Genomic DNA, 13,137 nt, shown 5'->3' with positions numbered 1-13,137 from the left:
GCACGGCCGCGGCCTGGGGGCTGTTGTGGATGTGGCAGCACCGGGTGCTGCGCTCCGCGCGGCTGGCCCCGACCCGGCTGCCTTCCCTGGGCTGGGTGGTGGGCTGCTACGGGGTGTTGCTGGTGGCGGCGCTGAGCCTGGCCTCGCTGCTGCGCACCGCGGTGGCCGCGCTGGGGGCTTCCGGCGGCGGTGAACTCCTGCCCTCCGCCGGTCCGCTGGCACAACTGGCGAATCTGGGGGTCTGGGTGCTGCTGGGGGCCGTGGCGTGGGCCTGGCACTGGTTCGGGCTGGGCGTGCGCGTCGAGCCGGGGGCGCTGGCCCAGGTGATGCTGGTGGCCGGGGTGGCCGCGGCGTTTTTGGCAGGACTGCTGGGGCTGGTGTTCGTGGTGGAGGTGCTGCTGCCGCTGCACCTGGATACGTTCACCGACCGGCTGGCTGACCGGTTGCCGGTCGCCGCCGGCTTTGCCCTCTCCGGCAGCCTGGTGTGGGCGTACCTGGCCGGGGTGCTGGGCACCGGTGCTCCACGGTTGCGCGAGGCCGGGCGCCAGGTGCTGGCCGGGATCAGCCTGGCGGTCGCGGCAACCGGATTTGGGATGGTCATCAATGCACTGCTGGCCACCTTCTCCCCCTCCCTGTCCGGCAATCATCCGGCCGATCTGCTGCGGGTCGGCCTGGCCCTGCTGTTGTGCGGGCTGCTCCCCTGGCTGTTCTACTGGCGCCCGGGCCGGGCCGCGGACCCCGAGGCCCGCAAGGTGTACCTGGTGGTGTTCTTCGGGGCCAGCGCCGTGGTGGCGCTCGGTGCGCTGCTGGCCCTGGTGTACCAGATCTTCGACTACTACCTGGGCACCGGGCCGTCCGGGACGAGCCTGCTCGGTAAGATCCGGGCTCCGCTGGGGCTGCTGCTGGCCACCGCCGCGGTGTTCGCCTACCACTTCGCGCTGTGGCGCGCCGACCGGGAAGCCCTGGCGCATGGCACCGCCAGTCCGCCCTCCCCGGCGGCGGAACGCACCCCGGCCGTGCTGCTGGTCACCGATGCGGCCCACGCCGCCCTGGCCGAACAGCTGGCGGCCGCGACCGGGCTGCCGGTCCAGCACCTGCGCCAGAGTCTTCCGGCCGCGTCGGTGCCGGAGCTGCCGCTGCTGGTGCAGCAGCTGCAGCGCCTGCCGCAGGACACGGCCCGCGTGCTGGTCATCGCCGAGGGGACCGAGCCGCGCCTCATCCCCCTTCACTAGGTGGCGGACCACGACCCGGATGCGGCGCCGCTCACCTTGTTCACGTCGATCTTCCACAAGCAATCGGTAGTTGACTAAGCAGGAATGAAACTTGGGTGAAAAGAGCTTAACCCGAGTGACAGCCCGCCCGGGGCGGTTGATCAGCGAACGGAAGATGTGATGACCAAGAAGATCGGTTTCCTCAGTTTCGGCCATTGGGGCGGCTCGACCACCTCGCCGGTGCCCGACGGCCCGGCCGCGGTGCGCCAGATGGTGGATTTGGCGCAGGCCGCCGAACGGGCCGGTTTCGACGGCGCCTGGGTGCGTGTGCACCACTTCGCCCATTCGCTCTCCGCGCCGTTCCCGCTGCTCTCGGCCATGGCCGCCCGCACCAGCACCCTGGAGGTCGGCACCGGTGTGGTGGACCTGCGTTATGAGAATCCGCTGTACATGGCCGAGGAGGCCGGGATCGTGGACGCGGTCTCCAATGGCCGCCTGCAGCTGGGCATCAGCCGCGGCGCGCCCTCTGCCGTCGTGGATGGGCCGCAGCAGTTCGGCTTCGAGCTGCCCGAGGGGCAGGACTGGTCGCAGAACACCCGGGAACGGGCCGAACGCTTCCGGACCGCCATCGCCGGGCAGGGCATCGCCCATCCCAGCCAGGGTGATGAGCTGGTGCCGATCGCGCCGGTCTCCCCGGGGTTGAGCAGCCGGATCTGGTGGGGCGCGGCGACCATCGGCTCGGGCTTCTGGGCCGGCCAGGAGGGCATGAACCTGCTCTCCTCCACGCTGCTGCTGGAGGATGACGGGCGCCCCTTCCACCTGACCCAGGCCGATCAGCTCGAGCAGTACCGGCAGTCCTACGCGGACTCCGGGCACAGCACCGGCGGGATGACCGCGGTGACCCGCAGCGCCTTCCCGGTCATCACCGACCTGGACGAACTGTATTTCGGGCGCCGCGAGGCCGGGGACTCGGTGGGGGTGCTCGACGGACGCCGGGCCCGCTCCGGACCCACCTATTCCGGGTCGCTGGATGAGCTGGCCGAACAATTCGTCCGGGACGCGGCCATGAACGAGGCCGACTACCTGCTCTTCGCCCTGCCCAACCAGCTGGGGGTGGAGTACAACGAAGAGGTCATGACGAACCTGAGCCAGGTGGTGCGCCAGCTCGGTTGGAAGTAGCGCCCAGGCCCACGCCGGAAGCTTGAAACAGCGGCGGGACCCGAATGTTCGGGTCCCTCTGTTGTTTTCCTGCCTCCGGGCAGCCGGAGCTAGGCGTCGGAGGCCAGGATGTGGGTGGTGGAGATGACCGTGGCCTGCTCCACCCCGGCCAGTGCGTCCACCAGGGAGGAGAGCACGAACATCGAGGAATCGACCTCCAGCTTCACCGGGTACTGGTGGATCAGCATCGCCACCATGTCCCGCACCGCCTCGGCCACGTCCTCGTCGCTGAACGCCGGGTTGTGCCCAACCAGCACGTCGCTGGGCGCATTCTCCCGGGCCGGGAGGTAGCTGACCGCGAAGGCCAGGATGTTCCCGCCCTGGGCCTTGGGCCGGTCGCGCAACACCAGGGCGGCCTGCGCCCCGGTGTGCTCATCAAGCAGCATCCGCTGCGCCGAACCCAGCGTCATCTGCGCCGGGTCCCACTGGTGGGTGGCGTTGTAGAAGTCCATGACCAGCTTGGTCAGCTCCACGCTGCCGGTGGCCAGGTCCTCGATCACCCGCTCGTTGGTTTCGAAGTCCGGTTCGGCCAGCGCCCCGGGCTCCAGGATCACATCGCGGGACACCTGGATCTCCTTCAGGCCCAGTGCCGCGCAGAACCCGGCGGCGGCTTCGGCCGCGTCCCCCGGGGTCACCGTGTAGCGGGCCTTGAGCTCGCCGGGCTGGTCGCCCGGGATGAGTGCGCGCAGCCGCCGGACCAGTTCCCGGCCAATGCCCTGCCGGCGGTTGGCCGGGGCGATTTCCACGAACAGCCACAGCCGCTGCGGGTGCAGGGAGGAGGCGAACACCACCCCGGCGCCCACGGCCACGTCCTGGACGGTGGCCACCAGGCAGCGGGAGAACGGCGCGTCGGAGTCCGCGCGCAGCATGGTGCGGTCCTGGTGGGCCTGCGGGGAGCGCGGGTCGCCGAAGACCTGCAGCAGCTGCAGGTCATCGCCGGCACGCCAGGGGCGGAAGTTCACCTCTGCCATTGCCCTAGGCCCCGTTCAGCCGCTCGGACAGGTAGGTGGTGACCTTATCCAGTGCGATGCGCTCCTGGGCCATGGTGTCGCGTTCGCGGATCGTCACTGCCTGGTCCTCCAGGGTGTCGAAGTCCACGGTGATGCAGAACGGGGTGCCGATCTCATCCTGGCGGCGGTAGCGGCGCCCGATCGCCCCGGCGTCGTCGAAGTCGATGTTCCAGCGGCGGCGCAGCTCGCTGGCCAGCTCCTTGGCCTTCGGGGACAGCTCGGCGTTGCGGCTCAGCGGCAGCACGGCGGCCTTGACAGGGGCCAGGCGCGGGTCGAGCTTGAGCACGGTGCGCTTGTCCACCCCGCCCTTGGTGTTCGGGGCCTCGTCCTCGGTGTACGCGTCGACCAGGAAGGCCATCATCGAACGGGTCAGCCCGAAGGACGGTTCGATCACGTACGGGGTGTAGCGCTGGCCGGTGGCCTGGTTGAAGTAGCTCAGGTCCACGCCGGAGGCCTTGGTGTGCGAGGCCAGGTCGTAGTCGGTGCGGTTGGCCACGCCCATCAGCTCACCCCACTCCGAGCCGGCGAAGCCGAAGCGGTACTCGAAGTCGATGGTCGCCTCCGAGTAGTGGGCGCGTTCGTCCTCGGGCACGTCGAAGCGGCGCAGGTTCTCCTCGTTGATGCCCAGGTCCAGGAACCAGTTCCAGCAGGTCTCCACCCACGCGTCGAAGTGCTCCTTGGCCTCCTCCGGGGCGGTGAAGTACTCGATCTCCATCTGCTCGAACTCGCGGGTGCGGAAGATGAAGTTGCCCGGGGTGATCTCGTTGCGGAACGCCTTGCCGATCTGCCCGATGCCGAACGGCGGCTTCTTGCGGCTGGCGGTGAGCACGTTGGCGAAGTTCACGAAGATGCCCTGCGCGGTTTCCGGGCGCATGTAGTGCAGCCCGGCCTCGTTGTCCACCGGGCCCAGGTACGTTTTGACCAGGCCGGAGAACAGCTGCGGTTCGGTGAACTGGCCCTTGTTTCCGCAGTCCGGGCAGGCGATCTCGCTCATCCCGTCCTTCGGGGCGCGGCCCTTCTTGGCCTCGAACGCCTCGATCAGGTGGTCCTGACGGTGGCGCTTGTGGCAGTTGGTGCACTCCACCAGCGGGTCGGTGAACGTGGCCACGTGCCCGGAGGCCTCCCAGACGGCCTTGGGCAGGATGATTGAGGAGTCCAGGCCCACCATGTCCTCGCGGCCGCGCACGAATGCCTGCCACCACTGGCGCTTGATGTTCTCCTTCAGTTCCGTGCCCAGGGGCCCGTAGTCCCATGCGGAGCGGGAACCGCCGTAGATTTCACCGGCCTGAAAGACGAAACCGCGCCGCTTGGCGAGGGAAATGACTTGATCAAGCTTGGACTGTGGCGCCATATCAACTCCATGGGTACTCACGAGGCCGCTGGTTGCGGTCCGCAGGGGGAAAAACATACCTTCCCAGCCTATCCTCCCCATCCCCGGGGCACCGCATTGAGTAGCTCACGTGAGATGTGGAACTCACCTTCCGGGCCGCGGTGCCCCGTCCCGCGCCGGGATGGGCGAGAATGGAGGCATGAGCAGCGAAGAGATCTTCCCCATCCAAATCCGCGACGAATCCATCCGCCTGGGCCAGCTGCTGAAGCTGGCGAACCTGGCCGAGGACGGCCTGGATGCCAAGGAGCTGATAGCCGAGGGCCTGGTCACCGTGGACGGCCAGGTGGAGACCCGGCGCGGCGCCCAGCTGCGCGGGGGCGAAACCGTGTGCGTGCACGGGCAGTGCGTGCAGGTGCAGCGCGCCGGTTAGCTGCGGCTACTTGGCCTGCTGCAGCACGTGGGCGCGCAGGAACGCGCTGACGTCTGCCAGCTCCTCGGCGCACACCGAGTGCTGGATCTGCGGGTAGGTGTGGTGGGTCAGCTTAGCGTGCTGCTGCACCCAGCCCATGGTGTACTCCACCTTCTGCGGGGTGATCACCGGGTCGGCCACATCCCTGCCCCAGAACAGCGGCAGCGGGTCGGCCTTGAGCTTGGCGTCGTCAAAGACCTGCGAATCCGGCGCCTGGACCACAAATCCCGAGAGGCCCACCACCGCGGTGACCGCCTCCCGCCGGTAGCGGGCCAGCGAGGTGGCCATCGCCATGCCCTGGGAGAAGCCCAGCAGGCTGAGCGAGGAATGCTGCTGCAGCTGCGGGGCCAGGAACTGCCACAGCGCCTGGACGCTGGCCTCCACCGCATCCAGCGAATAGTCGATGTCCTGGTTCAGCGGGAACCAGGAGTATCCGGGGCCGGCGGGCAGCGGGGCGCGCACCGAAAGATAGGTGAATTCCTCGGGCAGCAGGCGCAGCAGCCCCATCAGGTCCTGTTCATTGGAGCCATAGCCGTGCAGCAGCACCAGCAGCGGGGTGCCGGCCCGCTCGGTTTCGGAACGGGAAATCAGGGCAACGGGGGCGGAAGTCATCGGGTCCATAGTGCCCACCAGCCTAGCGCAGCCCGGGATCGGGGTCCGGCCATTGACTGTAGGTGACTGACTAGTAACATACTGTGTGTGTCACAGAATCCAGACGTAGAACCAGCCGGCACCGGCAACCCCGGCGCCCATCCCTGGCGCCGCTATGTGGCGCTGGGTGATTCCTTCACCGAGGGCATCGGGGACCCGGATGAGAACAACCCGGGACGCCACCGCGGCTGGGCCGACCGGCTGGCCGAACAGCTCAGCTCCAGCGTCGAGGACTTCGCCTACGCGAACCTGGCCATCCGCGGACGGCTGATCGCCCAGATCGTCGAGGAGCAGATTGACCCGGCGATCGCCCTGAAGCCCGACTTGATCAGCATCTGCGCCGGCGGCAACGACGTGCTGCGCCCCGGCGGGGACCCGGACCGGATCGCCGAGCAGCTCGATGCAGCGGTCGGGGCCCTGGCCGCCTCAGGGGCCACCTTGCTGATCTTCAACGGCCCGGACATCCGTGACACCCCGGTGCTGGGCGGAATCCGCGGCCGGGTGGCGATCTACAACGAGAACATCCGTACCGTGGCCGCCCGCCATGATGCGATCGTGGCCGACATGTGGGCGCTGCGCGAACTGCACCACCCGGCCATGTGGTCCGAGGACCGGCTGCACTTCTCCCCGCTCGGGCACCAGCGGATTGCCGCGATGGCCCTGGACGCGCTGAACGTGCCGCACACCCTGGATCTTGAGGTGAACTTCGAGCCGGACACCCGCACCTGGCGCACCGCCCGGCTGGAGGACCTGCATTGGGCGCGTGAACACCTGGCGCCGTGGGTGCTGCGCCGGCTGCGCCACCAGTCCTCCGGGGACGGGATCACCCCCAAGCGCCCGGAACCCACCCCGTTCACCGAACCGGCCCCGAACGAATCCCTGGGCGCCGGGAAGTAGCTGCCGCCGGCGCCAGCCGGCAGGCGAATGCGAAAAAGTCCTGCCGGGCACCTTTTGGAAGGTGCCCGGCAGGACTTTTGCCGGTTTACCCGGCCTTTAGCGGCCGGTGCCCGGCCGTTGGTTGGCCGGCACCGTTCCGGCGCCGGCCCCGGCCTCCGCGTCCGCGGGCGGCGCGGGTTGCTGGCGGGTGACCAGCGCCCCGGCCACGGCGGTGAGCGAGGCCAGCAGCCCGAGGCTGGAATACATCTCCCAGCCCCAGGGCCCGGAATTGAAGATCTTACCGGCCACCAGGATCGTCCAGGCGTAGGAGGAGAGCGAGAACGCCAGCACCAGCACCAGGCACAGGCCCCGGCCCAGGGCGCGGGCGATCCCGCGGCGGCGCCAGGCGGCCACCCACACCACCGGCAGCCCCAACGCGATCCACACCCAGTGGTGGAACCAGGACACCGGGGAGATCGCCAGCATCACCAGCGCGTTGACGCTGATCGCGGCCAGCACGTCCCCGCGCCGCTGCGCGAGGCGGATCGCCGCGTACCCCAGGAGCACCATGCCCAGGCAGGCCGCCGCCCAGGCCAGCTTCTGGGCACTGCCCTCGAGCCCAAGGTGGAACAGCAGCGAGTTCAGCGACAGGTTGTACATCGCGGCCGGGTCCCCGACCCGGGTGGCCGATTCCAGCAGCGAGGACCAGAACGTCATCGACTCGCCTCCGGCCACCAGCCAGCCGACGGCGATGGTGGCGGCGAACCCGCCGGCCATCCTGAACAGCGAGCGCAGATCCCGGCGGGCCAGGAAGATCAGCCCGAACGCCAGGGGCGTGAGCTTGATCCCGGCGGCCACCCCGATCAGCACCCCGCGCGGCAGCCAGCGGCCCGGGCGCACCACGTCGATCACGATCAGCGCCATGATCATCGCATTGATCTGCCCGAAGTCCAGGCTGTCCCGCCAGGGCCCGCTCACCCCGATTAGCGTGATGGCCAGCAGCACCGCCAGGCCGCGGCGGAGCTGGGTGTGGGCGAACCAGCCCAGCGCCCCGTGGCGGTGGATGTAGCCGACCGTCAACAGCGCGGCCCCCACCAGGCACAGCAGCGTGGTGGCGGTGATCAGCACCATGCCCAGCGTCGCGGGCAGCAGCGCGAAGGGCAGGAACAGGGCGGCGGCGAACGGCGGGTAGGTGAACGGCAGGCCGCGGGTGCCCAGTTCCTGCGGCATCGGGTCATACAAGGAGCGCTCGTTCAGCCCGGCGAACAGCACCTTCGCCCCTTCGCGGTACACCCGGAAGTCCAGCCCGTACAGCGGGGAGGCCAGCAACACGATCCCCAGCGCGGCGGCCAGGCTCAGCAGGAACCAGGGTCGGCGGAACAGGGACAGCCACTGGCGCGGCGTGATGGAGGCTTGAAGTCCAGGATTCTCTAAAGGCACCCGACAAGTCTATGGGGGTCCGCCGCCGCGGGGACGGCGCCGCGGCGACGGCACCGCCGCCGCACAATCCGGGAGCTTTAACGCAGTGCGCGCCGGGACGTCCACCGCATAATGGTGGATGTCCCGGCGCGCGCAAAAAAGCTGCTGCGTCGCAGGGCGGCTAGGTGAACACGCGCTCGGCCAGCACCCCGGCCAGCTGCACCGCGTCGGTCAGGAACCCGTCGTGGCCGATCGGCGAGTCGATGTAGTGCACCGGCGCGGCGCCGGGAATCAGCGCGGCCAGCTGCTCGGACTGCTCTGGCAGGTAGAGCCGGTCGCTGCGCACCGCGGCGATCACCGTGTTCACGCCGGCCAGCCGGGCCAGGGCGTGCTCCAGCGAGCTGAACCCGCGGGCCACGTCGTGGCTCATCAGCGCCTCGGTGAGCACCAGGTAGCTGTTCGCGTCAAAACGCCGGGACAGCTTGGCCGCCTGGTGGTCCAGGTAGCTTTCGACCATGTAGCGTCCGCGCGGCCAGCTGGCCGACCCGAGCGGGTCCTCCTGGCCCTGCCCCCTGCGTCCGAAGCGCTGCTGCAGCTCGGCCTCGGAACGGTAGGTGACGTGCGCCAGGCGCCGGGCCACCCCGAGCCCGGCGTCCGGCGCCCGCCCGGTGTGGTAGTAGTCCCCGTTGGCGAAGTGCGGGTCCAGCCGGATCGATTCGCTTTGCACCTGGGCGAAGGCGATCTGTTCGGCGCTGGCCTGCGCGCAGGCGGCCATCACCACCAGGTTGCGCACCCGGTGCGGGTAGAGCACGGCCCACTCCAGGGCGCGTGCCCCGCCCATCGACCCGCCGATCACCGCGTGCCAGGTCTCGATCCCCAGCGCGTCGGCCAGCCGGGCCTCCAGGTGCACCGAGTCCTTGATGGTGGTGAACGGGAAACGCGAACCCCAGGCCCGCCCGTTGGCGTCCAGGCTGCCCGGCCCGGTGCTGCCGTTGCAGCCGCCGACGATGTTCGCCGCCACCACGTGGTAGCGGTTGGTGTCGATCGGCTTGCCGGGGCCCACGAAGTCCTCCCACCAGCCGTCGAAGTCCGAGTCCCCGCGGCTGACGTGGGCATCGCCGGTCAGCGCGTGGGTGATCAGCACCGCGTTGGAGCCCTGTGTGTCCAGTTCCCCCCAGGTTTCGTAGGCCAGCTCCACCTGCGGCAGGTAGCCGCCGGTTTCAAAGCCGTACTCCCCCACCGCCGCTCGGCGCCTCATGCCGTGCACGGCGGTGCGGGTGGCCGGCCGCCCGGTCCTTGCGATCGCAGTCATCGGCTTAGCGCGCTTCGGCCAGGGTCTCGTCGGTCTGGCGGGCGGCCACGGCCGCGAAGCCCAGTTCCAGGTCGGCCAGGATGTCCTTGACGTTCTCCAGCCCCACGCTCAGGCGCACCAGCCCCGGACGCACCCCCGCGGCCAGCTGCTCGGCGTCGCTGAGCTGGGCGTGGGTGGTGGAGGCCGGGTGCACCACCAGGGAGCGCACGTCCCCCAGGTTGGCCACGTTCGAATGCAGCACCAGCGCATCGGCGAACGCCTGGCCGGCCGCGGCCCCGCCGGCCACGTCGAAGGAGACGATCGCGCCTACCCCGTTCGGCCCGTACTTGCGGCCGCGTTCGTACCACGGGGAGGAGGGCAGCCCGGCGTAGGAGACCTGCTGCACCTGCGGGTGCGCCTCCAGCCAGCGGGCCACCTGGACGGCGTTGGCCACGTGGCGCTCCATGCGCAGGGACAGGGTTTCCAGGCCCTGGGCGATCAAGAACGCGTTGAAGGGGGACACGGCCGAACCCAGGTCGCGCAGCAGCTGCACCCGCGCCTTGAGGATGTAGGCCAGGTTCGCCCCCAGTGCGCCGTCCACGCCCAGGTCGCGGGCGAAGACCAGGTTGTTGTAGGACTCATCCGGGGTGTTGAAGCCCGGGAACTTCTGCGGGTCGGCCCCGAAGTCGAAGTTGCCCGAATCCACGATCACCCCGGCGATCGCGGTGCCGTGCCCGCCCAGGTACTTCGTGGCCGAGTGGATGACGATGTCCGCGCCGGACTCGATCGGGCGGATCAGGTAGGGGGTGGACAGGGTGTTGTCCACCAGCAGCGGCACGCCGGCCGCGTGGGCGATGTCCGCGATCGCCGCAATGTCCAGCACGTCCTGGCGCGGGTTGGAGACCACCTCTCCGAACAGCGCCTTGGTGTTCGGGCGGATCGCGGCGCGCCACCCCTGCAGGTCGTCCGGGTCGGCCACGAAGCTGACCTCGATTCCCAGCTTGCGCAGCGTGTGCTTGAACAGGTTCTGGGTGCCCCCGTAGAGGCTGGGGCTGGCCACGATGTGGTCCCCCGCCTCGGCCAGGTTCAGGATCGCGAACGTGGTGGCCGCCTGCCCGGAGGCCAGCAGCAGGGCACCCACCCCGCCCTCCAGGCTGGCGATCCGGTTCTCCACCGCCTCCTGGGTGGGGTTGCCGATGCGGGTGTAGATCGGCCCCAGGTCCTGCAGCGCAAAGCGCTCGGCCGCGGTCTGCGCGGTGGGGAATTCGAAGGAGGTGGTCTGGTAGATCGGCAGGGCCCGGGCCCCGGTGTGCGGGTCCGGGCTTTGCCCGGCGTGGATCTGACGGGTCTCGAATGACCAGTTTTCGCTCATGGTTTTCCTCCCATAGTTCGTTGACTATTCGGGGGTACACCACTGAAATTCACCCTAAGAGGCCGGTGGCCGGTGAGTTCTCAGGGTGTAACCCGCGCTTGTCCTTGGCACACCTAGGTGTGCAGGGCCAGGTCTTCACCCGGGGCACCCCACCGCGGTTGGAGGGTTGCCGCCCAGCAAGCCGGGGCTCGTAGCTGGGACTCATGACCTGCCACCAGTGTGCCGCAGGCGCGGCGGACGATGCAATCGGTGCTGCGTCCGCGGCGTCGCAATCGGTCACACAACAGCCCACCCCTTGCACCGCACTTGGCACGTTCGGGTCGGAACGTCAACACCTGGAGAAATAATTAGGCGACCCTAAGTCGAGACTTGGATCACAAAAATGGCATGATGATCGCATGATGAGGCTAGATCACGTTTCGTATGCATGTGGCCCCGATGGGCTGATGGAAACCGCCGAACGCATCTCCCAGGCCCTGGGCCTGGAGTTCGTCAAGGGTGGGATCCACCCACGATTCGGAACTCGCAATGTAATTTTTCCGCTGCAGCACAACCAGTACCTGGAAGTCGTCGAGGTGCTGGACCACCCGGCAAGCCTCAAGGCCCCCTTCGGGCAGGCCGTGCGCGCCCGTTCCGAACTGGGCGGGGGCTGGATGGGCTGGTGCGTGTCCCTAGATGAGATGGGCCAGGCCGAGCAGCGGCTGGGCCGCCAGGCTGTGCCGGGCAACCGCAAGTTCCCCGACGGGCGCGAACTGACCTGGCAGCAGATCGGGATCAAGGGCCTGATCGCCGACCCGCAGGTGCCCTACCTGCTGCGCTGGGACGACGGCACCGAGGACCTGCACCCCTCCCGCGCCCTGGACCCGGTGGGCTTCATCGATGAGATCACCATCGCCGGCTCCCGCGACCGGGTGCTGGAGTGGCTGGGCAAGCCCGATGAGGTGCAGCTGGGCGAGGTCACCATGAGCTACCAGTCCCCCAACGGGACCCCGGGCATCCTCTCGGTCACCTTCCAGACCCCCAAGGGCGAGGTCGTGCTGTAGCCAAGGACGCAAGGATCAGGGGCAGGGCGTGAACCGCGAGGGTTCGCCCCCTGCCCCTGGTCCGTTAACCCGCCGGCGCCGCGGCGCAAAGGCCGGGCGGCCGCCTCAGCCGCCGATCCCGATCGCCGGACCGATCAGCGCGAAGCCCACAAAGCCCACCGCGTCGAGCAGGAAGTGCGCGATCACCAGCGGCATCACCCGCCCCCACCGCAGGTACACCCAACCGAACACGGCGCCCATCACCGCGTTGCCGATGAACGGCCCGAATCCCTGGTACAGGTGGTAGCTGCCGCGCAGCAGCACCGAACCCAGAAGCAGCGCCCAGGGGGCGATCTTCAGCGCCCGGCCGTGGGCGAAGAGGAAGGCCAGCATGAGCACCTCCTCCAGCACCGCATGGCGGGCCGCGGACAGCAGCAGCACCGGCACCGTCCACCAATTCCCCTCCAGGTTCGCCACCGACAGCGCGGTGGTCAGCCCCAGCGCCCGCCCCGCCGCGTACAGGCCCAGGGTGCCCAGCCCCATCGCCAGGAACAAGCCGACGCCCCAGGCCGCGTCCCGGCCGGGCCGGCGCAAATCGAACCCCACCTGCCGCGGCCCGAGCCCCAGGCTGCGCGCCATGAAGTACAGCGCCAGCGCCACCGGCACCAGGGCGAAGGCGATGTCCAGCAGCTGGTAGGTCAGATCGAACCAGGGCCGGGCGCTGAGCGGGTTGTTCATCGAGGTGGTCTGCTCACCCAGCGGAGCACGGGTCACCTTGTCCAGGAAGCTGACGATCGAATACACCGCGCTTTGGCCCAGCGACAGCGCCAGCACCAAAAAGATCTCGAATTTCAGCGGCCCCGCCTGCCGCGGGCCGTCTGCCAGATTGCTTTGCACCCCTTGATCCTATGCGCGCCCGCTGTGCTCGGGCTGAAGCACCGCGGTGGCTGCGATAGCGTTGGAACCGCTCGGCCCGCAGGTCCGGGCGCCGCCCCGCCCACCACACACCTAGGGAGAACCCGTGAGTCGAGCCGCCACCGATGCCGAACTGGCCCTGGCCCGGCGCCTGGCCCCGCAGCTGTCCTGGCAAGGGGCCCGGGTGGAGGAAGGCGGGCAGTTCCACCGGGTGCTGCTGGGCAACGAGCAGGCGGTGATCCACATGGCCCGCACCCCGCAGGCCAGCGCGGCCATGCCCCGCAGCGTGGCCCTGCACCGGGCCGTCCCCGCACGCCTTGCCTGGCAGGTGCCCACCGCGCTGCGCGATCGGA

12 protein-coding genes, 1 pseudogene and 1 riboswitch are annotated in these 13,137 nt (G+C 69.4%); of the genes and pseudogenes, 6 read left to right on the top strand and 7 right to left on the bottom strand.

Translation table 11 applies throughout. The features are described from left to right. Positions 1-1,232, top strand: a 1,232-nt coding sequence (locus RCJ92_RS11960; RefSeq protein WP_446754674.1) for a DUF5671 domain-containing protein, incomplete at its 5' end; no start/stop codon positions are given. Between the two features lie 159 nt (positions 1,233-1,391). Continuing rightward, positions 1,392-2,390 carry an LLM class flavin-dependent oxidoreductase gene (locus RCJ92_RS11955; protein WP_446754673.1) on the top strand — a complete coding sequence of 333 codons (999 nt, stop codon included), beginning with the start codon at positions 1,392-1,394 and terminating at the stop codon, positions 2,388-2,390. An 89-nt stretch (positions 2,391-2,479) separates the two neighbouring features. On the opposite strand, the gene RCJ92_RS11950 is transcribed toward RCJ92_RS11955, so the two are convergent. Together RCJ92_RS11950 and RCJ92_RS11945 are read right to left on the bottom strand one after the other, a co-directional pair. After that, entirely contained in the window at positions 2,480-3,400 is a 921-nt protein-coding gene (locus RCJ92_RS11950) for a GNAT family N-acetyltransferase (RefSeq protein WP_138175228.1), read from the bottom strand. A 4-nt stretch (positions 3,401-3,404) separates the two neighbouring features. Continuing rightward, positions 3,405-4,790 carry a glycine--tRNA ligase gene (locus tag RCJ92_RS11945; RefSeq protein WP_446754672.1) on the bottom strand — a complete coding sequence of 462 codons (1,386 nt, stop codon included), beginning with the start codon at positions 4,788-4,790 and terminating at the stop codon, positions 3,405-3,407. Positions 4,791-4,968: 178 nt separating this feature from the next. On the opposite strand from RCJ92_RS11945, the gene RCJ92_RS11940 reads away from it, so the two are divergent. Continuing rightward, a complete protein-coding gene (locus RCJ92_RS11940) occupies positions 4,969-5,199 on the top strand; it encodes an RNA-binding S4 domain-containing protein (protein ID WP_138175232.1) in 231 nt (76 codons plus the stop codon). Positions 5,200-5,205: 6 nt separating this feature from the next. Here RCJ92_RS11940 and RCJ92_RS11935 read toward each other — a convergent pair whose 3' ends face one another. Next, positions 5,206-5,850: an alpha/beta hydrolase gene (locus RCJ92_RS11935; RefSeq protein WP_246049748.1), complete on the bottom strand. Its 645-nt coding sequence runs from the start codon at positions 5,848-5,850 to the stop codon at positions 5,206-5,208. A gap of 87 nt (positions 5,851-5,937) precedes the next feature. On the opposite strand from RCJ92_RS11935, the gene RCJ92_RS11930 reads away from it, so the two are divergent. Beyond that, positions 5,938-6,786, top strand: a complete 849-nt coding sequence (locus RCJ92_RS11930; protein WP_138925819.1) for an SGNH/GDSL hydrolase family protein — start codon at positions 5,938-5,940, stop codon at positions 6,784-6,786. A gap of 96 nt (positions 6,787-6,882) precedes the next feature. On the opposite strand, the gene RCJ92_RS11925 is transcribed toward RCJ92_RS11930, so the two are convergent. From RCJ92_RS11925 to RCJ92_RS11915, 3 genes are all read right to left on the bottom strand, one after another. Next, on the bottom strand, positions 6,883-8,205 hold the full coding sequence (locus tag RCJ92_RS11925; RefSeq protein WP_446754671.1) for a glycosyltransferase 87 family protein: 1,323 nt from the start codon (positions 8,203-8,205) through the stop codon (positions 6,883-6,885). Positions 8,206-8,365: 160 nt separating this feature from the next. Further along, positions 8,366-9,496: a homoserine O-acetyltransferase MetX gene (gene metX / locus RCJ92_RS11920; protein ID WP_446754670.1), complete on the bottom strand. Its 1,131-nt coding sequence runs from the start codon at positions 9,494-9,496 to the stop codon at positions 8,366-8,368. Positions 9,497-9,500: 4 nt separating this feature from the next. Further along, entirely contained in the window at positions 9,501-10,847 is a 1,347-nt protein-coding gene (locus tag RCJ92_RS11915) for a bifunctional o-acetylhomoserine/o-acetylserine sulfhydrylase (RefSeq protein WP_138175243.1), read from the bottom strand. A gap of 89 nt (positions 10,848-10,936) precedes the next feature. After that, positions 10,937-11,056: riboswitch (SAM riboswitch) on the bottom strand. 189 nt (positions 11,057-11,245) lie between these two features. On the opposite strand from RCJ92_RS11915, the gene RCJ92_RS11910 reads away from it, so the two are divergent. Continuing rightward, complete coding sequence (locus tag RCJ92_RS11910; RefSeq protein ID WP_446754669.1) at positions 11,246-11,890, top strand: VOC family protein; 645 nt, start codon at positions 11,246-11,248, stop codon at positions 11,888-11,890. 105 nt (positions 11,891-11,995) lie between these two features. On the opposite strand, the gene RCJ92_RS11905 is transcribed toward RCJ92_RS11910, so the two are convergent. Continuing rightward, positions 11,996-12,766 carry a CPBP family intramembrane glutamic endopeptidase gene (locus RCJ92_RS11905; protein ID WP_446754668.1) on the bottom strand — a complete coding sequence of 257 codons (771 nt, stop codon included), beginning with the start codon at positions 12,764-12,766 and terminating at the stop codon, positions 11,996-11,998. Positions 12,767-12,890: 124 nt separating this feature from the next. Between RCJ92_RS11905 and RCJ92_RS11900 the strand changes: the two are divergent. Continuing rightward, a pseudogene (locus RCJ92_RS11900) lies at positions 12,891-13,137 on the top strand (hypothetical protein); the annotation flags it as partial.

It is taken from the genome of Glutamicibacter sp. BSL13, assembly GCF_052928425.1.
The sequence above is the reverse complement of the archived record's forward strand: the minus strand, read 5'-3'. Positions and strand labels throughout refer to the sequence as shown.

What these genes read in the sequence shown, in the direction of transcription:
- RCJ92_RS11910 (WP_446754669.1), top strand. Translation starts at nt 11,246, where the DNA reads ATGATGAGGCTAGATCACGTTTCGTATGCATGTGGCCCCGATGGGCTG.
- metX (WP_446754670.1), bottom strand. Translation starts at nt 9,496, where the DNA reads ATGACTGCGATCGCAAGGACCGGGCGGCCGGCCACCCGCACCGCCGTG.
- RCJ92_RS11945 (WP_446754672.1), bottom strand. Translation starts at nt 4,790, where the DNA reads ATGGCGCCACAGTCCAAGCTTGATCAAGTCATTTCCCTCGCCAAGCGG.
- RCJ92_RS11940 (WP_138175232.1), top strand. Translation starts at nt 4,969, where the DNA reads ATGAGCAGCGAAGAGATCTTCCCCATCCAAATCCGCGACGAATCCATC.
- RCJ92_RS11935 (WP_246049748.1), bottom strand. Translation starts at nt 5,850, where the DNA reads ATGACTTCCGCCCCCGTTGCCCTGATTTCCCGTTCCGAAACCGAGCGG.
- RCJ92_RS11950 (WP_138175228.1), bottom strand. Translation starts at nt 3,400, where the DNA reads ATGGCAGAGGTGAACTTCCGCCCCTGGCGTGCCGGCGATGACCTGCAG.
- RCJ92_RS11955 (WP_446754673.1), top strand. Translation starts at nt 1,392, where the DNA reads ATGACCAAGAAGATCGGTTTCCTCAGTTTCGGCCATTGGGGCGGCTCG.
- RCJ92_RS11915 (WP_138175243.1), bottom strand. Translation starts at nt 10,847, where the DNA reads ATGAGCGAAAACTGGTCATTCGAGACCCGTCAGATCCACGCCGGGCAA.